Origin of the sequence: Inquilinus sp. CAU 1745, from assembly GCF_039839375.1 — a bacterium.
Classification (GTDB): Bacteria; Pseudomonadota; Alphaproteobacteria; order DSM-16000; family Inquilinaceae; genus JBDOQU01.
This window is the reverse complement of the sequence record NZ_JBDOQU010000003.1, coordinates 299078-322062: the sequence shown is the minus strand read 5'-3', so window position 1 is coordinate 322062 and position 22985 is coordinate 299078. Positions and strand designations below refer to the sequence as shown.

Annotated in this window: 23 protein-coding genes and 1 riboswitch; of the genes, 11 read left to right on the top strand and 12 right to left on the bottom strand. The window is 68.6% G+C overall.

The window, feature by feature from the left end; all coding sequences use genetic code 11:
• Positions 1 to 22 precede the first annotated feature (22 nt).
• Positions 23 to 1144: a glycine cleavage system aminomethyltransferase GcvT gene (gene gcvT, locus AAFN89_RS06150; RefSeq protein WP_347536976.1), complete on the bottom strand. Its 1122-nt coding sequence runs from the start codon at positions 1142 to 1144 to the stop codon at positions 23 to 25.
• A gap of 176 nt (positions 1145 to 1320) precedes the next feature.
• Positions 1321 to 1426: riboswitch (glycine riboswitch) on the bottom strand.
• Between the two features lie 175 nt (positions 1427 to 1601).
• Between gcvT and AAFN89_RS06145 the strand changes: the two genes are divergently transcribed.
• Positions 1602 to 3008 (top strand): HAMP domain-containing sensor histidine kinase, encoded by a 1407-nt coding sequence (locus AAFN89_RS06145; protein WP_347536974.1) that lies wholly within the window; start codon positions 1602 to 1604, stop codon positions 3006 to 3008.
• A 126-nt stretch (positions 3009 to 3134) separates the two neighbouring features.
• Positions 3135 to 3599, top strand: a complete 465-nt coding sequence (locus AAFN89_RS06140; RefSeq protein ID WP_347536972.1) for a hypothetical protein — start codon at positions 3135 to 3137, stop codon at positions 3597 to 3599.
• Here AAFN89_RS06140 and AAFN89_RS06135 read toward each other — a convergent pair.
• The 6 genes from AAFN89_RS06135 to AAFN89_RS06110 all read right to left on the bottom strand — a co-directional run bounded on the left by AAFN89_RS06135 (position 3593) and on the right by AAFN89_RS06110 (position 8433).
• On the bottom strand, positions 3593 to 4552 hold the full coding sequence (locus tag AAFN89_RS06135) for an EamA family transporter (protein WP_347536970.1): 960 nt from the start codon (positions 4550 to 4552) through the stop codon (positions 3593 to 3595). The two genes, AAFN89_RS06140 and AAFN89_RS06135, sit on opposite strands and share 7 nt — an antisense overlap.
• 283 nt (positions 4553 to 4835) lie before the next feature.
• Positions 4836 to 6203: a glutamate--cysteine ligase gene (locus AAFN89_RS06130; RefSeq protein WP_347536968.1), complete on the bottom strand. Its 1368-nt coding sequence runs from the start codon at positions 6201 to 6203 to the stop codon at positions 4836 to 4838.
• Between the two features lie 56 nt (positions 6204 to 6259).
• Positions 6260 to 7015, bottom strand: coding sequence for a 16S rRNA (uracil(1498)-N(3))-methyltransferase (locus AAFN89_RS06125; protein ID WP_347536966.1), 756 nt, complete (start codon positions 7013 to 7015; stop codon positions 6260 to 6262).
• A gap of 3 nt (positions 7016 to 7018) precedes the next feature.
• Complete coding sequence (locus tag AAFN89_RS06120; RefSeq protein ID WP_347536964.1) at positions 7019 to 7318, bottom strand: CcdB family protein; 300 nt, start codon at positions 7316 to 7318, stop codon at positions 7019 to 7021.
• Positions 7318 to 7560: a type II toxin-antitoxin system CcdA family antitoxin gene (locus tag AAFN89_RS06115; RefSeq protein ID WP_347536962.1), complete on the bottom strand. Its 243-nt coding sequence runs from the start codon at positions 7558 to 7560 to the stop codon at positions 7318 to 7320. The genes AAFN89_RS06120 and AAFN89_RS06115 overlap by 1 nt, the downstream gene beginning before the upstream one ends.
• 225 nt (positions 7561 to 7785) lie before the next feature.
• Positions 7786 to 8433: a glutathione S-transferase family protein gene (locus AAFN89_RS06110; RefSeq protein ID WP_347536960.1), complete on the bottom strand. Its 648-nt coding sequence runs from the start codon at positions 8431 to 8433 to the stop codon at positions 7786 to 7788.
• A 158-nt stretch (positions 8434 to 8591) separates the two neighbouring features.
• Here AAFN89_RS06110 and ubiA point away from each other — a divergent pair, with 158 nt between their 5' ends.
• Both ubiA and AAFN89_RS06100 read left to right on the top strand, forming a co-directional pair.
• Positions 8592 to 9518, top strand: coding sequence for a 4-hydroxybenzoate octaprenyltransferase (ubiA, locus tag AAFN89_RS06105; protein WP_347536958.1), 927 nt, complete (start codon positions 8592 to 8594; stop codon positions 9516 to 9518).
• Entirely contained in the window at positions 9515 to 10162 is a 648-nt protein-coding gene (locus AAFN89_RS06100; RefSeq protein WP_347536956.1) for a methyltransferase, read from the top strand. The genes ubiA and AAFN89_RS06100 overlap by 4 nt, the downstream gene beginning before the upstream one ends.
• Here the strand turns inward: AAFN89_RS06100 and AAFN89_RS06095 are convergent.
• On the bottom strand, positions 10142 to 10837 hold the full coding sequence (locus tag AAFN89_RS06095; protein WP_347536953.1) for a hypothetical protein: 696 nt from the start codon (positions 10835 to 10837) through the stop codon (positions 10142 to 10144). The genes AAFN89_RS06100 and AAFN89_RS06095 overlap by 21 nt on opposite strands.
• Entirely contained in the window at positions 10834 to 11694 is an 861-nt protein-coding gene (gene mepA, locus AAFN89_RS06090) for a penicillin-insensitive murein endopeptidase (RefSeq protein WP_347536951.1), read from the bottom strand. Before mepA ends, AAFN89_RS06095 begins: the two co-directional genes overlap by 4 nt.
• 199 nt (positions 11695 to 11893) lie before the next feature.
• Between mepA and AAFN89_RS06085 the strand changes: the two genes are divergently transcribed.
• On the top strand, positions 11894 to 13072 hold the full coding sequence (locus tag AAFN89_RS06085) for a multidrug effflux MFS transporter (protein ID WP_347536949.1): 1179 nt from the start codon (positions 11894 to 11896) through the stop codon (positions 13070 to 13072).
• Between the two features lie 10 nt (positions 13073 to 13082).
• On the top strand, positions 13083 to 14423 hold the full coding sequence (locus tag AAFN89_RS06080) for a metallopeptidase TldD-related protein (protein ID WP_347536947.1): 1341 nt from the start codon (positions 13083 to 13085) through the stop codon (positions 14421 to 14423).
• Here the strand turns inward: AAFN89_RS06080 and AAFN89_RS06075 are convergent.
• A complete protein-coding gene (locus tag AAFN89_RS06075) occupies positions 14379 to 15296 on the bottom strand; it encodes a diacylglycerol kinase family protein (protein ID WP_347536945.1) in 918 nt (305 codons plus the stop codon). The two genes, AAFN89_RS06080 and AAFN89_RS06075, sit on opposite strands and share 45 nt — an antisense overlap.
• Before the next feature lie 162 nt (positions 15297 to 15458).
• On the opposite strand from AAFN89_RS06075, the gene AAFN89_RS06070 reads away from it, so the two are divergent.
• From AAFN89_RS06070 to lpxK, 4 genes are all read left to right on the top strand, one after another.
• Entirely contained in the window at positions 15459 to 16262 is an 804-nt protein-coding gene (locus AAFN89_RS06070) for a UDP-2,3-diacylglucosamine diphosphatase (protein ID WP_347536943.1), read from the top strand.
• Positions 16263 to 16303: 41 nt separating this feature from the next.
• Positions 16304 to 17302 (top strand): glycosyltransferase family 1 protein, encoded by a 999-nt coding sequence (locus AAFN89_RS06065; RefSeq protein WP_347537043.1) that lies wholly within the window; start codon positions 16304 to 16306, stop codon positions 17300 to 17302.
• Between the two features lie 86 nt (positions 17303 to 17388).
• A complete protein-coding gene (locus AAFN89_RS06060; RefSeq protein ID WP_347536941.1) occupies positions 17389 to 18654 on the top strand; it encodes a 3-deoxy-D-manno-octulosonic acid transferase in 1266 nt (421 codons plus the stop codon).
• Complete coding sequence (lpxK, locus tag AAFN89_RS06055) at positions 18651 to 19622, top strand: tetraacyldisaccharide 4'-kinase (protein ID WP_347536939.1); 972 nt, start codon at positions 18651 to 18653, stop codon at positions 19620 to 19622. Before AAFN89_RS06060 ends, lpxK begins: the two co-directional genes overlap by 4 nt.
• On the opposite strand, the gene xseA is transcribed toward lpxK, so the two are convergent.
• Positions 19619 to 21166 carry an exodeoxyribonuclease VII large subunit gene (xseA, locus tag AAFN89_RS06050; RefSeq protein ID WP_347536937.1) on the bottom strand — a complete coding sequence of 516 codons (1548 nt, stop codon included), beginning with the start codon at positions 21164 to 21166 and terminating at the stop codon, positions 19619 to 19621. The genes lpxK and xseA overlap by 4 nt on opposite strands.
• Before the next feature lie 72 nt (positions 21167 to 21238).
• On the opposite strand from xseA, the gene purD reads away from it, so the two are divergent.
• The gene (purD, locus tag AAFN89_RS06045; RefSeq protein WP_347536935.1) at positions 21239 to 22531 is read left to right on the top strand and encodes a phosphoribosylamine--glycine ligase; all 1293 of its coding nucleotides are present in this window, start codon (positions 21239 to 21241) and stop codon (positions 22529 to 22531) included.
• On the opposite strand, the gene AAFN89_RS06040 is transcribed toward purD, so the two are convergent.
• The gene (locus AAFN89_RS06040) at positions 22502 to 22966 is read right to left on the bottom strand and encodes a nucleoside deaminase (RefSeq protein WP_347536933.1); all 465 of its coding nucleotides are present in this window, start codon (positions 22964 to 22966) and stop codon (positions 22502 to 22504) included. The two genes, purD and AAFN89_RS06040, sit on opposite strands and share 30 nt — an antisense overlap.
• Positions 22967 to 22985: the final 19 nt, after the last annotated feature.

Here is a 22985-nt window from a genome sequence, read left to right as displayed (position 1 = left end):
GAAAAGTTTGTCCAAGAGTTTGCTATCCGCGAAAATATCGATGCGCCACGAAGGGCAGTTCGGCGACCGTGGCGGCCAGCGGCCGGCCGCGCACCATGAGCGTCACCGCCGTTCCCGGCGCGGCGAAGTCGGATTCGACATAGCCCATGGCCACCGGCCCGTCGGCGCTGGGCCCGAAGCCGCCGCTGGTGACGACACCGATCGGCCGCCCTCGGCCGTCCCGGATCTCCGTCCCCTCCCGCGCCGGGGCACGGCCGTCGGGCCGGATGCCGACACGCTTCTTCTCCGGCCCTTCCTCGATCTGCTTCATGACGACGCCGTGGCCGGGAAAGCCGCCTTCCTCCCGCCGCCGCTTGCCGATGGTCCAGCCAAGGTCGGCCTCGATCGGGGTGGAGGTTATGTCGATGTCGTGGCCATAGAGGCACAAGCCCGCCTCCAGCCGCAGGGAATCCCGCGCGCCCAGGCCGATCGGCGCGACCTCCTCCTCGGCCAGCAGCCGCCGGGCCACCGCCTCCGCGCGATCCGCCGGAATGGACAGCTCATACCCGTCCTCGCCGGTATAGCCGAGCCGCGAGACGACGATTTCCGCCCCCTCGATGGTCATTTCGGCCGCGCTCATGAACTTCATGGAAGTCGTCTCGGGCGCCAGTCGGGCCAGCACCTCGGCCGCCTTCGGCCCCTGCAGCGCCAGCAGCGCCCGGTCGGTCAGTTCCTCCACCGCGCAGCTATCGGACAGATGCCGCCTCATATGCGCCAGGTCCTGCTCCTTGCAGGCGGCATTGACCACGACGAACAGATGGTCCGCGCGCCGCGTCACCATCAGATCGTCCAGGATGCCCGCCGTGTCATTGAGGAATAGGGTGTAGCGCGTGCGGTCCTGGCCCAGCCCCTCGATATTGCCGGGCACGATGGTCTCCAGCGCCTTGGCGGCGTCGGGGCCAGAAAGCCTGACCTGCCCCATATGGGAGACGTCGAACAGCCCCGCCGCCGCGCGCGTGTGCAGATGCTCCTTCAGCACGCCCATCGGATACTGGACCGGCATGTCGTAGCCGGCGAACGGCACCATCTTGCCGCCCAGTTCCCGATGCAGCGCATGGAGCGGCGTCGTTTTCAGAGAATCTAAGGATGTGGGGGAATCGGCCATAGGGTCTCAGCACCTCGCCCAAAGGGTTGCGCCGTCCGGCAACATTGCCGGATCGGTCACCCCCTCTGTCCGGGACCTGAGAGATTCACCGCCGGCGCCCGATCGCGCCGCTGCGGTTTACTCCTTCGGTGAGGTCGGGAACGGCCCCATCGCCGTCCGGCCTGCTTTCCAGAGTGCCTCCCCTTGCGGTCCTTTTGCCTGAGAGTTTCCGGGGCGTTTGCTCCTTCGGCGCCGGTTCCGGGGCGTTTCCGCCCCCTCGCCGGTCTCTCCCGCAAGGGTCGATGGCTGAACTTGTCGACCTTGAATTGGCGGTGAAGCTAGACGACCGGCCCCAAAAGTCAATCGGCGGCGCGCCCGTCATCATCCTTACCAAAGATTAACCTCCCTGCCCGGATAGTTCCCTTATCGCCGTCCGCGGCGGCCATCATCGCTTCCAGAGCCACCAGCCAACCGGACCATGCATCCAGCCTCCGGCGTCCCGACCGATCGCCGCATCCTCGGCGAACTGAACGACCTCTTCGGCAGGGCGCGCCGCTGGCACCTGCTGGCGCTCCACCTGGCGGTAGCGGGGCTAATCGCCTGGGCCCTGCGCGATCAGGCGAGCCCGGCCGCGCTCACCATCTTCCTTTCCGCCATCAGCGTTTCGGTCGCAATCAACGCCGCCGCCCGTTTCGCCTATGCCCGCGCCCGGTTCCGGCGGATAACGCCGGAGAAGTGGCGGCGGACCTTCGCCGGCTGCGCGGCGCTTGCCGGTCTCTCCTGGGGGCTGACCGGATCGCTGCTCTATTGGGGGCCGCCCTCGCTGGAGAAGACGCTGATCGCCGTCGCCTTCATCGGCCTCTGCTCCAACTCCGCCATGGGCTATGCGATGAACCGGGCGGCGGCGCAGGGTTTCCTCTTCGCCGTCATGCTGCCTTTCGCGACGGTCTGCCTCGCCCAGCCGACGGCGTTCAACCTGATCCTGGGCCTCTTCGTCTTGTTCTACCTGCGGGCGATGACCCTCTATGTCGATTCGGTCCACCGCGCGCAGGTCGGCGCCATCCGGCTGCGGCTGGACCGGGAAAAGCTGATCGCGGAGTTGGAGACGGCGAAGGCCGACCTCTCGGCGGCGGTCCTGGAAGCCGACCGCGCCAACCGCGCGAAGTCGGACTTCCTGGCGACCATGAGCCATGAGCTGCGCACGCCGCTCAACGCCATCATCGGCTTTTCCGAACTGATCCGGGATCGCGGGCTGGGCCCCGACGCGACGGACGCCTATGCGGATTATGCAGGCGATATCCATTCCAGCGGATCGATGCTGCTCGACCTCATCAACGACATACTGGACCTCTCCCGGATCGAGGCGGGCCGGTTCGAGTTGCAGGAGGAGACGGTGGACCTCGCCGCCGCCGTCAGGGGCGCCGTGCGCATGATGGCCGTCCGCTCGGAGAGCCGGGGGCTGGCGCTCGATGTCGAACTGCCGGACGACCTCCCGCCGCTGCGCGCCGACACTCGCGCGACGCGCCAGATGATCGTCAACCTCCTGTCCAATGCGGTCAAATTCACCCCGCCCGGCGGGGCCGTCCGGGTGAGCGCGAGGGCGGATGCGGATGGCGTCCGCCTGTCGGTGGCCGATACCGGCATCGGCATGTCGAATGCCGATATCGCCGTGGCGCTGGAGCCGTTCGGCCAGGTCCGCAACGACCTGCCCCAGGACATGCCGGGCACGGGTCTCGGCCTGCCGCTGGTCAAGTCGATGATCGAACGGCATGGCGGCCGACTGGAGATAGAGAGCCAGCCCGGCCAGGGTAGCGCCCTCACCCTCGCCTTTCCGCCCCACCGCATCCTCGCTCCGCGCCCGCCGCTCCGCGTGGTGAACGGCTGAGCAGTTGGCCGGATCGATCCGCGATACGGCGAATGGCGACGCTGAAGCGGATTCAACTCAAATACCCGATAGACAGCTTCTCATTCTCCTCCCAATAATCCGTTCGGGGTAAATGGGGAGGGAATAATGCGTACAATCGTGAAGAGATTGGTCGTCGCCGCGATCGTCGGCCTGGCCGCCGGGGAGAGCGCAGGGCAGGATTTCTCGCTGTCTCCCGCTTTCGGAAGCGCACGCCTCGCGGCGGGGTTCGTGGACGATCCCTATCTGGTGAACGTGCTCGCCGGCGGAGGCATCGATGTCAGCCGGCGGATAACCGGCTGCACCGGCTCCATCGCGGACGCGCCGGATTTCCGCCTGGACTATGAGGCAGGCGGCCTGCCGCTCAGCATCTTCGTGGAATCGGGATCGGACACCACGCTGGTGGTCAACGCGCCGGACGGGCGCTGGTATTGCGACGATGATGGCTGGGGCGATCTGGACCCGCTGGTGTCGTTCAACGCGCCCTTGAGCGGTCAGTACGATATCTGGATCGGGCAGTTCGACGGCGGATCGGGCGTTTCGGCGACCCTCGGTATCTCCGAGCTTTACTGAAGGCTCCGCGCGGAGCCCGCGCCGGCCGTCCGCCGGCGGCGGAGGACGGCGAAGGCGCGCCCGTCGATCGCCATCAGGCCGAGCCCGATCGCGCCCATACCGACCAGGTGGGACGGCTCCAGCCGCTCGCCCAGGAACGCCACGCCCAGCAGGATCGCGCTGACCGGCACCAGGAAGGTGACCAGGACGACGTTGGTCGCCCCGGCGGAGGCGAGCAGCCGGAAATAGACGATATAGGCCAGCGCGGTTGAGAAGACCGCGAGCCCCGCCATCGCCGCCCAGACCTCCCAGCCCGGCATCGCCAGCGTCCAGGGCCGGTCGATCCACAGCGCCAGCGGCGCCAGAAGGATGGTTGAGGCGGTGACCTGCCCGGTCGCCGTCGCCATCGGCGCCACGCCCATGCGCCGGAAACGCCGCCCGAAGATCCCGGCGCAGGCGTAGGAGAGCGCCGCGCCGAGGCAGGCGAGCTGCGCCCAGACGCCGCCGCCCAGCCCGTCCAGCGCGTCGGGCCCGATCATCGTCACGACGCCGGCAAGGCCCAGCGCCACGCCCGCCAGCTTGCCTCCGGTCATCCGCTCGTCCTCGGTGAGGAGATGGGCGACCAGCACGCCGAAGAGCGGCGTCGTGGCGTTGAGGATGGAGGCGAGGCCGCTGGCGATCTGCGTCTGTCCCCAGACCAGGAGGCAGAACGGGATCAGGTTGTTCAGCAGGCCCATCCCGAAGAAGGCGGTCCAGACTTGGCGGCCGCGGGGCAACGCCACCCCCAGCGCCCGGATCGCCAGATGCAGAACCGCCGCCGCCAGCGCCACCCGCAGGAAGACGATGGTGAAGGGCGGCAGATCGCCGACCGCGACGCCGACGAAGAAGAACGATCCGCCCCACAGCACCGACAGCCCCGCCAGGAACCCCCACTCCAGCGGCCCCATCACCCTGTTGACCGCACCCTCGCCCATGACCGTCCCCGAGCTCTGAATCCAAGGTCGACACCCTACCGCCGTCTACGAAACCCGCACCCTGCTTCTTGCTCGGAAAAGTCTACTCCCTCTCCCGCTGGCGGGAGAGGGCCGGGGTGAGGGTGGAAACCTCGCAGCAAACGCATTGATCTTTATTCGCCCGCCGGAACCACCCTCACCCCCAACCCCCTCTCCCGCGGAGCAGGAGAGGGGGCTTTTTGACTCCCTCCCCTGCAAAGCGGGGGAGGGGCGGGGTGGGGGTGTGGTTCAGGCGGCGCCAGCCTCAGTAAGCATATTCCTTGAACACCGGATCGACCGAACCGCCCCAGACCGTCTCGTACTTCCGCAGCAGTTCGTCGGCCGGGGTCTCACCGGTTTCCGCGATCGTCTCCAGCGCGGAGAGGAAATGGGCCTCGCTCTCGCCGAAGCCGTCCTTCCGCGCCCGGCGGTCCAGCCCGGCCCGGGCGATGGCCAGCGTCTGCCGCGCGATGTCGCGCACCGTCCCGTCGCGGAACGGCGTCTTCAGCGCGTGGCGCGGCACGTCGGCGCGCAGGGCCGCCCGCTCCTCCTCCGTCCAGCCCTTCACCAGATCCCAGGCGGCGTCCAGCGCGACGGAATCATAGAGCAGCCCGACCCAGAGGGCCGGCAGGGCGCAGAGCCGCCGCCACGGGCCGCCATCGGCGCCCCGCATCTCCAGGAACTTCTTCAGCCGCACTTCCGGGAAGGCCGTCGTCATATGGTCGGCCCAGTCCGACATCACCGGGACCTCGCCGGGCAGCGCCGGCAGCCGGCCTTCGATGAAGTCCCGGAAGGATTGGCCCGAGGCGTCGACATATTCCCCGTCGCGGTAGACGAAGTACATCGGCACGTCGAGCATGTAGTCGACATAGCGTTCGAACCCGAACCCGTCCTCGAACACGAAGGGCAGGTCGCCGCTACGGTCGGGGTCGGTGTCGGTCCAGATATGACTGCGATAGCTCTGGAACCCGTTCGGCCGCCCTTCGGTGAAGGGGGAGTTGGCGAACAGCGCCGTCGCAATCGGCTGCAGGGCCAGGCTGACCCTGAACTTCTTCACCATGTCGGATTCCGACGAGAAGTCGAGATTGACCTGGACCGTGCAGGTGCGGGTCATCATGTCGATGCCCAGCCGGCCGCGCCTGGGCATGTAGTCGCGCATGATCTTGTACCGGCCCTTGGGCATCCAGGGGATGTCCTCGCGCCGCCATTTCGGCTGGAAGCCAAGGCCGATCATGCCGACCCCATGCTCCTTCGCGACCGCCTTCACCTGGCGCAGATGCTCATGCACCTCGTCGCAGGTCTGGTGGATGGTTTCCAGCGGCGCGCCGGAAAGCTCGAACTGGCCGCCCGGCTCCAGTGTGATGGAACAGCCATTGTCGCTGGCCAGCGCGATGATCCGCCCATGCTCCTCCACCGGCCGCCAGCCGAACCGGGTGAGGCCGGACAGCAGCGCCCCGATCCCGTCCGGCCCCTCATAGGGGACCGACGCGAGGTCGGAGAGCCGGTAGACGAACTTCTCATGCTCCGTCCCGATCCGCCATTGGTCGGCCGGCTTGTTGCCGTCCTCCATATAGTCGACAAGCTGGCGCTTGTCCGTGATCGGGATGGCGCTCTTGGTGGGGGGAGCGGACATGGGCGTCGGTTTTCATGGTTGGCCGGCCGTTTCGGCGGCGGGCGCTGGTGTGGCGTTCAGGCTTCCCGGCCGGGAGGTCGCACGCGCCAGTCCCCCGCCAGACACTGCCAGCAGGCCAGCGCGGCCACCGCCGCCGTGTCGGCCCGGAGTATCCGGGGACCGAGGCCGACCGGGTGAACAAAAGGCAGTTTGGCGAGACCGTCAAGCTCCGCCTGCGCGAAGCCGCCCTCCGGGCCGATCAGCAGCCCGACCGGCCGCCCCGCCAGCGCCGCCGCCACCTCCGCGACCGGCCGGGCGTCGCCCGATTCGGCGCACAGGATCAGCGGCCTGTCGGCGGGCCAGCCGGCCAGCAGCCGGTCAAGCGTCACCGGCTGGTCGACCGAGGGCACGTCCAACCGCTCGCACTGCTCCGCCGCCTCGACCGCATGGGCGCGCAGCCGGTCGACATTGACGCGGGAGACATCGGTATGGGCGGTGAGGACCGGCATCAGCCGCGCCACGCCCAGCTCCGTCGCCTTCTCCGCGATGGCGTCGACCGCCACCTTCTTCACCGGCGCGAAACAGAGCCGGACATCCGGCCCCGCCGCCTGCTCCCGCAACCGCGTCTCCGCGATCGCCGTCGCCGCGTTGCGGCCGATATGGTCGAGCCGCGCCTTCCACTCCCCGTCCCGCCCGTTGAACAGGGTTACTCCGTTCCCGAGCCCGAGCCGCAGCACGTTCCGCAGATAATGCGCCTGCTCCGCGGAAAGCAGGACCGCCCCGCCTTCCGCCAGATCGCCGGCGACGAACAGCCGGGGGGTAGCACGGGCCACCGCTCAGAACCCCTGCATGAGCAGATCGATGGCGTCGACGATTTCGTGATGGCGGTGATTCAGAGTGGCTACCGGATTCTTTATTGTGGAGTTCGGCACGGCCGCCATGAACTGCGTCGCCATCAGAACTTCCTCGTCTCCTATCCGGAATCTCGGATTCAGTCCCTTGGCGGGCATCGGCGCATGCTCCAGGGGCAGCAGCGGCACCACGACCCTCGTAGTCAGATGACTGAGAAAGCCGGCTTGGATATCCAGCAGATAACCGAGACCATCCGGATTGGCGTAGACATCGAACCGAGCCATCAGAACTGTCGGTATTTGGCCAGCGGCAATCCGTTCTTCTCGACGTACTGATTGGAGCTTTCAAGCGCGTCCCTGTTCTCCTCCAGCCATGCCTCGGCGCGACGTTCGGCAACCGCCCGCGACAACCCTTGTTCGGCCGCCTGAGAAACGTTCACCCGTAATTTTCGGGCTTCGTCCAGTAGTTCTCGGCTGATGGAGACGTTAGCGGCCCGCTTCGGCGGACCCATGGTGGAACGGCCCATCTTCCCCATTATTTTTCCCCATATAAAGCGGCATTTATTATGCGCATAACTGGCAACAAAGCAAGCGACGTTCCAGCCGCTTCAGCACCGCCGCTTTAGCCGCCCGGCGGATGGAACACGACGTGCCTATGGAGCCGGATCAAGGCCGGCATGACATTGTTTTTATTGGTCATTCCGGACTTGATCCGGAATCCATGCGATGCTGCGTTCAGCCGCTATGGTGGATCATTCGCTCCCCTCCCGCCCGAGCACCCGCACCGCCAACGGCCGCGCCTTCATCCTCTCCCACCAGCCCCGCATCAGCGGGTGCGCCTCCAGCGCCCGCGCGCCTTCCGGCGCTTCGGCCAGGCAGGCGACCATCGGGGCGGCGTGCAGGTCGGCGAGGGTCAGGGCCTCGCCCGCCAGCCACTGCCCTTCGCCTATTAACTCGCCCAGCGCGCGGAGGCAGGCTTCGGCGCCCGGCAGGGCAGCTTCGATCCGCGCCTCGTCCACAAGTTTGCCCTCGCGCGGCTTGTCCACCCGCTCGACATAGATGTCCCAGACCCAGCAGCGATAGGCGTAGCTGTCCAGGATGCCGATCGCCTGGTTCATCCGCGCCCGCGCCTTCGGGTCGCGCGGCTGGAGCGGCGGCCCGTCGAACGTCTCGTCGACATAACGGGCGATGGCGGCCGTCTCGTAGATGACGAATCCGTCATGGTCGAAGGCCGGGATCTTCCCGAACGGGTGCCGCGCCGCATGGATGGCCCCGCCTTTGTCGACCGCGAAGATATCGACGCCCTCCAGCCGGAAGGGCGCGCCCTTCTCCAGAAGCGCGAGGAGGACAATGCGCGTATAGACGCTGTAGGCCGCGCCGAAGAGAATGGGCTCCATCATCCAACCGCCCCTACCGGATAAGGATTATCATCCTATATATTCATGAGTCACGGGATGGGAAGGAGGAACAGGATGACGACAAAAGCCTACATTTGCCAACATCTGCAAAATTCTTCTTCGCCGCCGTTCCGCCCGCGAATGATGACGAATGACGACAAATGATGACGAATGATGACACCGGGGAATCGCGGTCCGGCCATACCGACATCGTATCGGGCGGATGGATCGAGCGGTTCGCGCCCGGCTGGGTGGAGCCCTACCTGAAGCTGGCCCGTCTGGACCGGCCGATCGGGACCTGGCTGCTGCTGATCCCCTGCTGGCTGGGCATGGCGCTGGCCGGGTCGTTCGATCCATGGCTGGTCCTGCTGTTCACCGTGGGGGCGGTAGTCATGCGCGGGGCCGGCTGCACCATCAACGATCTGTTCGACCGCGACATCGACGGCAGGGTCGAACGCACGCGCGGCCGGCCGATTCCCAGCGGCCGGGTCAGCGTCCTCCAGGCCCTCCTGTTTCTCGCCGCCCTGCTGGCGGTGGGGCTGCTGATCCTGCTGCAGTTCAACGGGGCGACGATCCTGGCGGGCGTCGTCTCGCTGCTGCTGGTCGTGCCCTATCCGCTGATGAAGCGGATCACCTGGTGGCCGCAGCTATTCCTCGGCTTCACCTTCAACTGGGGCGCGCTGATGGGCTGGACGGCCGCCACGGGCTCACTCTCCTGGCCGGCGGTCGCGCTCTATGCCGGCGGCATCTTCTGGACGCTCGGCTACGACACGATCTACGCCCATCAGGACAAGGAGGATGACGCGCTGGTCGGCGTCAAATCCTCCGCCCGACGATTGGGGGAGATGAGCAAGCCCGCCATCCACGCCTTCCACGTCATTGCCACCCTGCTGATCCTCGCCGCCGGCTTCGGCGCGGGGCTATCGGCCTGGTTCGCAGCGGGCCCGCTGCTGGCGCTCGCCTTCGTCGTCCGGGAGGTCGCGGTCTGGCGGCTGGACGATCCGGCTGACTGCCTGCGCCGCTTCAAGCGCAGCAAGACTTTCGGCTTCCTGGTGCTGGCGGGCCTCGCCCTCGGTCACCTTCTTTGACCGACCCCACCGCCTTCGTCCGCGCCAATACCATCCTGGCCTCCCCGCCCCTGACGCCTGAGCTGACGCTCCATCTGGCGACGGAGGTGACGCCGCTCTGGGAAGCGACAGAGGCGACGCTGGCGCGGGCCAACCTGCCGCCGCCCTACTGGGCCTTCGCTTGGCCGGGCGGGCAGGCGCTGGCCCGGTACATGCTGGACAATCCGGGGCTGGTCGCCGGCCGGACGGTCCTGGATTTCGCCGCCGGCAGCGGAATCGTCGGCCTGGCCTGCGTCCGCGCCGGGGCGAAGGCGGTCCTCGCCTGCGATATCGACCCGTTCGCCATGGCGGCGATGAAGCTGAACGCGGCGGCCAACGGCCTCGCCCTCGACATCACGTCGGAGGATCTCGTCGGCCGGCCGATGGGCGGCGTCGACATCGTGCTGGCCGGCGACGTCTGCTACGAACGGCCGATGGCCGAACGGGTGATCGGCTGGCTCCGCGGTCTGGCGGAGGCCGGCAAGATCGTCATCATGGGTGATCCCGGCCGCGCCTACCTGCCGGCCGAGGGGCTGGAGGCGGTGGCCGACTACACCGTGCCGACCCCGCTGGACCTTGAGGACCGGGACCGCAGGCACACCAGCCTATGGCGCGTACTGGCGTGAGGAGAAGGCCGCCAGCGCCTCGGTCCTTTCCGCCCGCAAGGCGGGATCGTCGATGATCTCAAGGATGAAGAGGTCGAGGTCCGCGCCCGGCGCCAGCAGGTCCCGCGCGCGGGCCAGCGCCTGCTCCTGGGTCGCCGCCGGCCCGGTGCGTCCCGTCGCCGGGATCGCCGCCAGCGCCAGCGGCGGACCATCCGGCGCGAACGCCCCGCGCCGCCCGTGATAGCCGTAGAGCGCCGGCGGCAGCGGGCAGTCCAGCTCAAGCTCCGTCGCCTCGAACGACCCGTAATGATAGTTCTCGCCGCCCTCCGTCTCGTGCATCCGCTCAAGCTGCCGTCCGTCCAGCCAGACGATGGCGACGGTCACGGTGACGCCTCGGGCCGGCACGACCATGGCGGGCAGGGAGCCATAGGCCGTGAAATGGCAGGAATGGACGACATCCATCCCGCCCAGCCGCGCCACCGTCACCGGGATCTCCGTGCCCGCCGGCCAGCCGGCGTATTTCCGCGCCAGTTGCAGCGGCGAGCGGTTGGAGCCGTAGGCGATCACCGGCGTCCGTCCGGCCAGCGTGTCCGGCCGGAAGGGCCGCGTCTCGCCGTCCGCGAACAGGTAGGAGCCTTCCGGCGCCTCATAGGGATAGCCCTTGGCGCGGGCGAGCCTTTCCGCGATCGGGGTCATCCGGCCGACCCCGGCAACAGCGCCTGGCAGGCGGCGGGCAGCGTCTTCGGCGGCCGGGGTTCCGGCGGGGTCGTGGAAGGAGGCTCCGGCGGCCGGTCGGGATCGGGGAACCAGGAGGCGACCTCCCCGCCGCAGCCATCGCCGCGCGGCGGCGGAGCCTGCTCCACGCAAGTCTCGCTGCCGGCCGGGCAATGGAGGCGGACATGGAAATGATAGTCGTGGCCGTACCAGGGCCTGATAGTCCGAAGCCACGACCGGTCGGCCCAGTCGCGCCGGCACAGCGCCTGCTTCAGCGCCGGATGGATGAAGATGCGCGCCACCCTGGGATCGTCCGCCGCCAGCCGCACCATTTCCGCTTGGGAGTCGGTGAAGACCGTGGGATCGGCGCGGAAGGCGTCGCGGTCGATCATGACCACCGGCTCAAGATCCTCCCGTTCGTCGGGCGGCAGGAAAGGCAGGTCGAGCCTCATCCAGATATCGGCGTCCAGCCCGATCTGGTGGCTGGCGTGGCCATAGCTCATCGGCCCGCCGCGCGGCTGGGACATGTCGGCGATCAGCGCGACGCCCAGCCCGGCGGCGGCCATCCGCGCGCCGAAATCCTCCAGATACTCGATCAGCGCCGGATGGCCATAATAGCGGTGGCGGCTCGGCCGGATCACCTGATAGCCCAGCCCGTCGATCGGCAGCGGCTCGGCCCCGGCCACGCAGCCATTGGCGTAGGATCCGATGGAAGCCGCCGGCCCCGGCGCGGGTTCGCGCACATTGCTCCAGGCGACCTCCTCGGCGACCTCCTCGGCGACCGCCGGAAGGGCCGCGAAGAGCGCGGCCAGAAGGAGGACGAAAATGTGTGGGGCCATGGAAACTCCTGCGGGGAGCGAGTGTATGGGTTCAATTCTTCCCGGGCGGGATGGCGACATGAACTTGAATTTCCGACCATCATACCATTGTCTAACGGGCATATTCGCCTCTCCGGGCAGCGCCGCCCGTTCCCCGCCCCCTCTTCCGAGCCCCTGATCGATGCAGCCGCCGCCGCGAACGCCCCCGATTCCCATGCTGGTGGGCGTGTCCGCCCTGGGGCCGCTGGCGCTCAACATCCTGATGCCGGCGATGCCGATGATCCGCCGGTCGCTGGATACCGACACGGCGGCGGTCCAGCTCACGCTCAGCCTCTATCTCGTCGGGCTGGCGGTGAGCCAGCTTCTCTACGGCCCCCTCTCCGACCGGTTCGGCCGCCGGCCGCTGATGCTGGTCGGGCTCGTCCTCTTCCTCGCCGGCACGCTGGGCGGCCTCTTCGCGCCGACGATCGAGGTGCTGGTCCTGTCCCGCATGGTCCAGGCGATCGGCGGCTGCGCCGGCATGGTGCTGGGCCGGGCGATGGTGCGCGACCTGTTCAGCCGCGAACGGTCGGCCAGCGTCATCGCCTACATGACCATGATGATGGTCGTGGCCCCGATGCTGGCGCCGCTGATCGGCGGCTATCTGTCGGGATGGTTCGACTGGCGGGCGACCTTCGCCTTCACCGCGGTCGTCGCGGCGCTGGTGACGGTCGCCGGCTGGCGGCTGCTGCATGAGACGCATTTCGACCGGCAGGCGCTGCCCGGCATCGCGGGGATGGCGCGGTCCTACGATTCGCTGTTCCGGATGCCGGCCTTCCGCGCCTATGCGATGGTCCTCTCCTTCTCGTCCGCCGGCTTCTTCGCCTTCCTGGGCGGCGCGCCGCATATCGTGGTGGATCTGATGGGCAGGAGCCCCAGCGATTACGGCGTCTATTCGATCCTCGGCGCGCTGGGCTACATGATCGGCAACTTCTTCGCCGGCCGGTTTTCCACCCGCTTCGGCATCGACCGGATGATCGGCATCGGTGCGTTCGTCTCCTTCACCGGGGCGATGCTGATGCTGTCGCTCGCCCTTGCCGGGGCGATGACCGACCCGATCCTGCTGTTCCTGCCGCTGGCGATCTATGCGATGGGCAACGGGCTGACGCTGCCCAACGGCATGGCCGGCGCGATCAGCGCGAATCCCCGCGCGGCCGGCGCGGCCAGCGGCCTTGCGGGCTTCATGCAGATGACGATCGGCGCGCTGGCCAGCATCGCGGTGGGCTATCTCGTCGCGGAAAGCGCGACACCGATGATCGTGGTGATGGCCGGAGCCTCGCTCCTGGCCCTCTTCGCCTGGACGAACGTGCGGCGGGTTTCCCGCCGTCAACTGGACAACGCCGCCTACGCGGCCGAATGACTGGACAATCATGACCGACAGTTCCGACCTCGACATCCTTTCCGACCTGATCGCCCGCGCCAGGGCCGCCGGCGCCGATACGGCCGACGCGATCCTGGCCGACGGGACCAGCCTGTCGCTCTCCCAGCGGCTGGGCCGGCCCGAACGGCTGGAACGGGCGGAAGGCGGCGATCTGGGCCTGCGCGTCTTCGTCGGCAGGCAGAGCGCCATCGTCTCCTCCTCCGACCGCTCCAAGGCCGCTCTGGCGGAACTGGTGGAGCGCGCCGTCGCCATGGCCCGCGCGGTGCCGGAAGATTCGTTCGCCGGCCTGGCCGATCCCGGCCAACTCGCCCGATCCTGGGAGGATCTGGATCTGGACGATCCGGCGGAACCGTCGGCGGAAGATCTGATCGCGGCGGCGAAGGAGGCGGAGGAGACGGCGCTCGCAATCTCCGGCGTCACCAATTCCGAAGGGGCGGAAGCCGCCTGGGGCCGCACGAGGATCAGCCTCGTCGCCGGCAACGGCTTCGCCGGAAGCTATTCGCGGTCCAGCCGCAGCCTGTCGGTGTCCGTGATCGCCGGCGAAGGCATCGGGATGGAGACCGACTATGATTTCACCAGCGCGGTCTATGCCGAGGATATGGAGGACGCCGCCACGATCGGCCGGCGCGCCGGCGAACGGGCCGTGGCCCGGCTGGGCGCGCGCAAGGTGGCGAGCGCGAGGGTCCCGATTGTCTACGATCCCCGTGTCGCCGGCAGCCTGCTGGGCCACCTGACGGGCGCCATCAGCGGCCCCGCCATCGCGCGCGGCGTCAGCTTCCTCAAGGACCGGATGGGGGAGGCATTGTTCGCTCCGGGAATCGAGATCGTCGACGATCCGCACCGGCGGCGCGGCCGGCGGTCCAAACCCTTCGACGGCGAAGGGATCGCCAACCGGCGGCGGGAGATCGTTTCCGACGGCAGGCTCACCACCTGGCTGCTGGACCTCCGCTCCGCCCGGCAGCTCGGGCTGGAAACCACCGGCCACGCGGCGCGGGGCACCTCCTCCCCGCCCTCTCCCTCGCCGACCAACCTGTTCCTCCAGCCGGGGAAGGATGATCCCAAGGCGCTGATCGGCGGTATTGCGAAGGGTCTTTACGTCACCCAGATGATGGGCAGCGCCGTCAACGGGCTGACCGGCGACTACAGCCGGGGCGCCACTGGCTTCTGGATCGAGAATGGGGAGATCGCCTACCCGGTCAACGAGGTGACGGTGGCCGGCAATCTGAAGGAGATGTTCGCCCGGCTGGTCCCGGCCAGCGACCTGACCTTCCGCACCGGGATCGATTCACCGACCGTCATGATCGAGGGCATGATGGTGGCCGGGCGCTGAGGCGAAGACCGGCAGCCTCCTGTCGGCCACGGTGACGGTGAGCGGCAGGGTGGCGACAATGTCGCCATCGGTCTGGACTGGTTCTCCGGCCGGCCCCTCGACCGTCACCGACCGCCCGCCGATCACCTGGTAGCCCTTGAAGCGCGGCAGCAGCCCCAGCGCCATCGCCGCCATGTATCCCACCGTCGCGGGACGGCCGCCCCGCTCGAACAGGCAGATCTCGAACCCTGATCGCAGCGGCGTGGCGTCGGGCGCCAGGACGAACCGGCCGCCATAATAATGGCTGTTGGCGATCACCGCCGACGCCGCCTCGAACGGCCGGCCGTCAACCGTGACCCGGTACCGCGCCGCCGGGCCCGCGGCCAGTTGCCGGGCGGTCTCCCAGACATAGGCGCCCTTGCCGATCCGCCGTTTCAGGCCGGAATCCAGTCCGGCCACGACATGGGCATCGAACCCGACGCCGGCCATCAGGCTGAAATGCCGGCCATTAGCCAGGCCCAGATGGATGTCGGTCGACCCGCCATCCAGGATGATCCCGGCGGCGGCGGCCGGGTCCATCGGCAACCCCAGTTCGGCCGCCAGCACGTTCGCCGTGCCCAGCGGCAGGATGCCGAGCGGCGGGGGCCGGCCGGCATGGGCCATCAGCCCGTTCACCACCTCGTTGATCGTGCCATCGCCGCCGGCGGCGACCACGGCGTCGAAGCCCTCGGCCGCCCGCGCCACGACCTCCGCGTCGCGTGGGGCCGTCGTCTCATGGACCCGAACCAATGCTCCGCGATCGCCGAAGACCGCCATCGCGTGATGAAAGCGATGGCGGCGGCGGGGACCCGCCGTTGGATTGAAGATCGCCAGGAGGTTTCGGGGACGGGCCATTTGTGATGCTTTGACTACAGATCGATAAAGTAAATCGGATGAAATTATTTCATCGGAAAGAAGATTTCGTCTCTACACATCAAATAACTATTCCCATGATTGTCAATATTTTTCCTCAACTGTATATCCGGGCCACTGGATATTGTGTGTGAAGGGGAACCCATGTCGCGATCCGATACAGTCGACCGCTACCGCACGATCTGGATCTCCGACGTGCATCTGGGCACCAAGGCCTGCCAGGCCGGCCTGCTTCTGGATTTCCTGAAGCGCACCGAATGCGAGACGCTCTATCTGGTCGGCGACATCGTCGATGGCTGGCGGCTGAAGAAGAACTGGTACTGGCCCCAGGCCCATAACGACGTGATCCAGAAGCTGCTGCGCAAGGCGCGGAAGGGCACCAAGGTCTATTTCCTGCCCGGTAACCATGACGAGTTCGGGCGCCAGTTCCTGGGCCAGAATTTCGGCGAGGTGGAGATCGTAGACGAGGCGATCCACACCGGCGCGGATGGGCGACGCTACCTGGTCATCCATGGCGACCAGTTCGACGTGGTGGTGAAGTACGCCAGATGGCTGGCCCATATCGGCGATAGGGCCTACGTCATGCTGCTGGCGGCCAACACGCTGGTGAACGCGGTCCGGCGGCGGTTCGGCTTCTCCTACTGGTCCCTCTCCGCCTACCTGAAGCACCGCACCAAGAAGGCGGTGGAGTTCGTCGGCCGGTTCGAAACCGCGCTCAGCGAGGAAGCGCGCCGCCACGGCGTCGACGGCGTGGTCTGCGGCCATATCCATACGGCCGAGATCAAGGACATGCGCGGCATTCTCTACTGCAATGACGGCGACTGGGTCGAAAGCTGCACGGCGCTGGTCGAGCACGAGAGCGGCGAGATGGAGATCCTGCGCTGGACCGGCATCGAACAGACGAAGGCTATCACTCTTCTTCCCGCTGCCCGGAAGGCCGCCGCATGACGGCCCTTCTTGAGACCGCCGAAGCGCCTGCCGCCCTGCCCTTGAAGATCCTGATCGTCAGCGACGCCTGGAAGCCGCAGGTCAACGGCGTGGTGCGCACGCTGGAGGCGACGGTTCGGCATCTGGAGCTTCTGGGCCATAGGGTGGAGGTCATCGGCCCCGACCGGTTCAGGACGCGGCCGCTGCCCACCTATCCGGAAATCCCGATCGCACTGGGCGTCGGCCGCGCCCTGCCGCCGATGATGGAGGCCGCCGCCCCCGACGCGGTCCATATCGCGACGGAAGGCCCGCTGGGCTGGGGCGCGCGGAAATGGTGCCTGCGCCACAACCGGCCCTTCACGACATCCTTCCACACCATGTTCGCCGAATATGTGAACCTGCGGACGCGCATCCCGCTATCCTGGAGCTACGCCGTGCTGCGCCGCTTCCACGGGCCGGCGACGGCGGTCATGGTCTCGACCGACACGATGGAGCGGACGCTGGCGGACCGCGGATTCCGGAACATCGTCCGGTGGGTCCGGGGCGTCGACACGGATCTGTTCACGCCGGACGACCCGGTACCGCTCGACCTGCCGCGCCCGATCCAGATGTTCGTCGGACGGCTGGCGGTGGAGAAGAATATCGAGGCGTTCCTGAAACTGGAGACGCCCGGCACGAAGGTCGTTGTCGGCGACGGGCCGCTCCGCGCCGATCTGGAGGCCCGGTTCCCGGGCGCAATCTTTCTGGGCGCGAAACATGGGCCGGAACTCGCCCGCCATTATGCGGCGGCGGATGTCTTCGTCTTCCCCTCGCTGACCGACACGTTCGGCCTGGTGATGCTGGAGGCGCTGGCCTGCGGCGTGCCGGTCGCGGCCTATCCGGTGCGCGGCCCCGCCGACGTGATCCAGAATCCGAATGTCGGATGCCTGGACCAGGATCTGGGAAGGGCGATCCAACGCGCACTGTCGCTCGACCGGCAGGCCTGCCGGCGCTACGCGCTGAAATGGTCATGGACCGCCTCGGCCGCCGAATTCGCAGGCCACCTGCAACCCTGCCGGTAGCCGGCCTCCGGCCGTCATGCTAGCGTGCGCCTCCATCGGCGGCGGCATTGCGCGCGTCGCCCGGCTGCCTTCGCTCCCGTGGCGTGATGTTCTATCCGATCTATCGTCTGGTCACCGGGGTCGCCGGTCCCTTCATCCCCCTGCTGCTGAGACGCCGCACCGCCGCCGGCAAGGAGGATGAGTCGCGCCGGCCCGAAAGGCTGGGCCGGCCGTCGAAGCCGCGGCCGGAGGGCCGCCTCGTCTGGATTCACGGGGCCAGCGTCGGGGAGGCGCTGTCGGTCCAGGCGCTAATCGGCCGGCTGCTGGACGACAATCCGGACCTGTCGGTGCTGCTGACCACGGGCACGCTCACCTCCGCCCGGCTGATGGAGGGGAGGCTGCCGGACCGCGCCTTTCACCAGTTCGTCCCGGTGGACCGGCGGGACTACGCCCGGACCTTCCTGGATCATTGGCGGCCCGATCTGGTGATCTGGGTGGAGAGCGAGATCTGGCCCAACCTGCTGACGGAGATCCGCGACCGCGCGATCCCGGCGGCGATGGTGAACGCCAGGATGTCCGCTTCCTCCCTCGCCCGCTGGCGGCGCTTTCCCGGCCCGATCAGGGCGCTTCTGTCCGCCTTCGACGTGATCCTTCCCTGGGGGCCGGCGGAGGGGGAGAAGTTCCGGGCGCTGGGCGCGCGCCGGATCGGGCCGGCCGGCAACCTGAAATTCACCTCCGCCCCGCCCGACGCAGACGAGGCGGAGGTCGCGGCCTTGAGGGACGCCATCGACGGACGGCCGGTCTGGTTGGCGGCCAGCACCCATCCGGGCGAGGAGGAGATGGCGCTGGAGGCTCACCGGGCGCTCTCGGAGCGGTGGCCGGACCTGCTGACCATCCTGATGCCCAGGCATCCCGGACGCGGCGGCGATGTCGCCGTTCTGGCCTCGGAGATCGGCGTGACGCTGCGCAGCCGGGGGGAAGCGCCCGACGGGCCGATCCATGTCGCCGACACGTTGGGGGAGATGGGCCTGTTCCTGCGGCTGGCCCCGATCACGCTCATCGGCGGCTCCCTCGTTCCCCATGGCGGACACAACCCGATCGAGGCGGCCCAGCTCGGCTCCGCGCTGGTGCTGGGGCCGCATATGACCAACTTCTCGGAGATCACGGCCGAACTGGCGGAGGCCGGCGGCGCGATCCTGCTGGACGGTTCCGCCGGTCTGGCGGAGGCCGTGGACGGGCTGCTCCGCCGGCCGGAGGACCGGGCAAGCATGGCCGCCGCGGCTCGCGCGGTCGCCGACAGGCGGCGCGGCCTGCTGGACGAGGTGATGGCTGAGATCGCGCCGCTTCTGAACCGCGCGGAAGCGCCGCGATGAAGGCTCCCTCCTTCTGGCGATCCCCCAACGCGGTCGCGACCGCGCTTTCCCCGCTGGGCGCGGCCTATGGGCGGATCGGGCGGTGGCGACGACAGACGGCGAAGCCCTGGCGGGCGGAAGTCCCGGTGCTGTGCATCGGCAATCTGACCGCCGGCGGCGCGGGGAAGACTCCGGTCGCCCTTTCCCTCGCCCTTCGGCTGCGCGCCATGGGGCTGGAGCCGCATTTCCTCAGCCGGGGCTATGGCGGCCGGATGAAGGGGCCGGTCATGGTCGATCCCGGCCGGCATGAGGCAACGGATGTCGGTGACGAGCCGCTGTTGCTGGCCGAAGCCGCGCCGACCTGGGTCGCGCGCGATCGCGCCGCCGGCGCGAAGGCTGCGATCGACGCCGGCGCGACGGTGCTGGTCATGGATGACGGCTTCCAGAACCCGGCCCTTGCCAAGGATGTATCCTTGGTCGTCGTCGACGGTGAGACCGGCTTCGGGAACGGCAGGCTGATCCCGGCAGGGCCGCTGCGCGAGCCGCTGGCCGACGGGCTGGGGCGCGCCTCGGCGCTGGCGGTGATGGGCGACGACCGGGCGGGCGTCGGCGCGCTTGCCGAGGAGTGGGAGCTGCCGGTCCTGTTCGGCCGGCTGGTCCCAGACGGCGATGCCGGCTGGCTGCGCGGAACGCCGGTGGTCGCCTTTGCGGGCATCGGCCGGCCGGAGAAGTTCTTCGCCACGCTGAAGGCTCTCGGCGCAAGGCCGACCGCCGAATTCGCCTTCGGCGATCATCATCGCTATGAGGCGGACGAGATCATGCGGATGGTCGACCTCGCGAACCGGGCCAAGGCCGTGCTGGTGACGACGACGAAAGACCGCGCCCGCCTGCCGCCCGACGCGCGGCCGATGGTCCGGACTCTGCCCGTCCGCGTCTCATGGTCGGACGATGGCGCGGTCGACCGGCTGCTGGAACCGCTGCTGCCCTAAAGCAGCGTCCCCTGCTTCGGCGCGGGGGCTGGCCGCCGCCGCTCCGGCACGGCTCCCCCGGCCACCACCGCGCCGACCTTGCCGTCCGCGAACTCCAGCGTCACCTGCTTGCCGGGCGATGTCTTGGCGCGGCTGTCGACGATGTCGCCCCGATCATCATGGACGATGGCGAAGCCGCGTTCCAGCACGCCTTCATACGAGTAGCTCACCAGAAGCTTCCCCTGACCCTTCAGCCGTTCGTCCAGCCGGTCGAGTCGGCGCGCCACGATTTCCGGCAGGCGGCTGCCGGATTCGCCCAGCCGCCGGGCGCCATCCGCGATGGCGCGCTTCATCGGATGCGGGGAAAGGCGCGCGGTGCCCTCGAACCGCTGGCGATGCCGGGTCATCGAACCGTATCCCGCCGAGGATAGCCGGTGGCCAAGCTGGCGGAGATGCCGTTCGGCCTCCGCGAGTTGCTGGCGCGGATGGCGCAGGCGGGCCGACGCTTCGGCCAGCGCGCCCCGCCGACGGTCCAGAAGCACCGGCAGGCAACGCGCCAGCCGCTCCGAGCGGTCGTCCAGACGCTGCGAAGCCCCTTCCAGCAGGCGCGCCGGGTCGCCCAGACCGCGCCCCAGCCCCTCGACCCGCATCCGGCGTTCGGCCACCAACCGGCTCAGCCCGCCCAGCATCCGCACCTGCCGGTCCCGGATGGCGACCAGAAGGTCGTTCCGGACCGGCACCGCCATCTCGGCCGCCGCCGTCGGCGTCGGGGCGCGACGGTCGGCGGCATGGTCGATCAGCGTGGTGTCGGTCTCATGCCCGACGGCGGAAATCAGCGGAATGGCGCTGGCCGCCGCCGCGCGGACCACGATCTCCTCATTGAACGCCATCAGGTCTTCAAGGCTGCCGCCGCCGCGCGCCACGATCAGGACGTCCGGACGCGGCACGCCGCCTTGCGGCAGCGCGTTGAAGCCTTCGATAGCCGCCGCGATCTTCTCCGCCGCGCCCTGCCCCTGGACCGGCACCGGCCACAACAGGACATGGCGGGGAAACCGTTCCTCCAGCCGGTGCAATATGTCCCGGATGACCGCGCCGGTGGGCGAGGTGACGACGCCGATGACATCCGGCAGGAAGGGCAGGCGCTGCTTGCGGGCTTCGTCGAACAGGCCTTCGGAGGCCAGCCGGCGACGACGGTCCTCCAGCAGCTTCAGGAGAGCGCCTTCGCCCGCCAGCTCCATCTGTTCGACCACGAGCTGGTATTTCGACTGGCCGGCATAGGTCGTCAGCCGGCCGGTGCAGATGACTTCCATCCCCTCTTCGGGCCGGATCGACAGTCGGGAGACGGAGCCGCGCCAGCAGACGGCGTCCAGCACCGCGCCGTCGTCCTTCAGCGTCAGGTAGAGATGGCCCGATCCCGGCATCTTGGGCCGGGATATCTCTCCCCGCACCCGGACATGGGCGAAACCGTCCTCCACTGTTCGTTTCACGGCGGTGGAGATTTCGCTGACGGTGTATTCGGGCGTGTTGGGGCGGACGCCCCTGGTTGGAACGGTGTCTTGCGTCATGATGGCCGCATGATACAACCCCGACCCATCCTCTAGTAAAGCCAAGCCTTGGCAATTGAAGGAACGGGCCGAATGAACATCCTGGTGGTCGGATCGGGCGGGCGCGAACACGCTCTCTGCTGGGCGATAGAAGCCTCGCCGCTGTGCGACCGGCTCTATTGCGCGCCCGGCAATGCCGGCATCGCGGCGGTCGCCGAATGCCTGCCCGTGGCGGCCGACGATGTCGAAGGGCTGGTGGTGTTGGCGTCGGAAAAGGCGATCGACTTCGTCGTCGTGGGGCCGGAGCAGCCGCTGGTGCTGGGGCTGGTCGACCGGCTGGCGGCGGCCGGCGTGAAGGCGTTCGGCCCGTCGGCGTCGGCAGCCGCGCTGGAGGGCTCCAAATCCTTCATGAAGGGCCTCTGCGCCCGCTACGGCATCCCCACCGCCCGCTACGCCACCTTCACCGACGCCGAAGCCGCCAAGGCGCATGTTCGGGCGGAAGGCGCGCCGATCGTGGTCAAGGCCGACGGGCTGGCCGCCGGCAAGGGCGTCGTCGTCGCGGCGGGCGTCGAGGAGGCGGAGGCGGCCATCGACGCCGCCCTGCTAGAAGGATCGTTCGGCGAGGCCGGGGCGGAGATCATCGTCGAGGAATGCATGACAGGGCCGGAGTTGAGCTTCTTCGTGCTGGCGGACGGGGAGACGGTGCTTCCGCTGGCCGGCGCGCAGGACCACAAGCGCGCATACGACAATGACGAAGGCCCGAACACCGGTGGCATGGGCGCGTTCTCCCCCTCTCCCCTGCTGACCGACGCCCTCCGGCGCCGGGTGATGGCGGAGATCATCGAGCCGACGGTGGCGGCGATGAAGGCGGAAGGCGCGCCCTTCAAGGGCGTGCTCTATGCCGGGCTGATGCTGACGCCCGACGGGCCGAAGCTTCTGGAATACAACGTCCGGTTCGGCGATCCGGAATGCCAGGCGCTGATGGTCCGGCTGAAGAGCGACATCCTGCCCGCCCTGATCGCCAGCGCCGACGGCGCGCTGTCCACTGTCGACCTGCGCTGGCGCGACGAGGCGGCCATCGTCGTGGTGATGGCGTCGAAAGGCTATCCGGGCGCCTATCGCAAGGGGACGCCGATCAAGGGGTTGAAGAAAGCCGGGGAGACCGGCGCGACAATCTTCCATGCCGGCACTGCCTCCACCGATGACGGCGGCATCGTCGCGACGGGTGGGCGCGTGCTGGGCGTGACGGCGCTGGGTGCGACGCTGGGTGAGGCCAGGGACGCCGCCTATCGCGCGGTCGATGCGATCGACTGGCCGGAAGGGTTCTGCCGCCGCGACATCGCGGCCGCCGCCCTGTCAGCGGCGCGCGCGGAAGAAGGCGCGTAAAAGGTCCGCCGACCGTTCCGCCTGCGCGCCCGCCTCCACCGAGGGTCGATGGTGGCAGGTCGGCAGCGTGAAGAATCGCGGCCCGTTCTCCACGGCCCCGCCCTTGGGATCGGACGCCGCATAGACGACCCTGCGGATGCGGGCGAAGCTGATCGCTGCCGCACACATGGCGCATGGTTCCAGCGTGACATAGAGGTCGCAATCCGGCAGGCGCGGCCGTCCGCGCGCCGAGGCGGCGGCCCGCATCGCCAGCATCTCCGCATGGGCGGTCGGGTCCGCCAGTTCCTCCGTCCTGTTGCCCGAAGCGGCCAGGACGCGGCCCGTCTCAACCTCCACCAGCACCGCGCCGATCGGCACCTCCTGCCGCGCGGCGGCGGCCTCCGCTTCGGCGAAGGCGAGGTCGAGGAAGGTCTGGTCGTTGGGCAAGTCCGTCATGGCCGGCGACCTTTGCCCG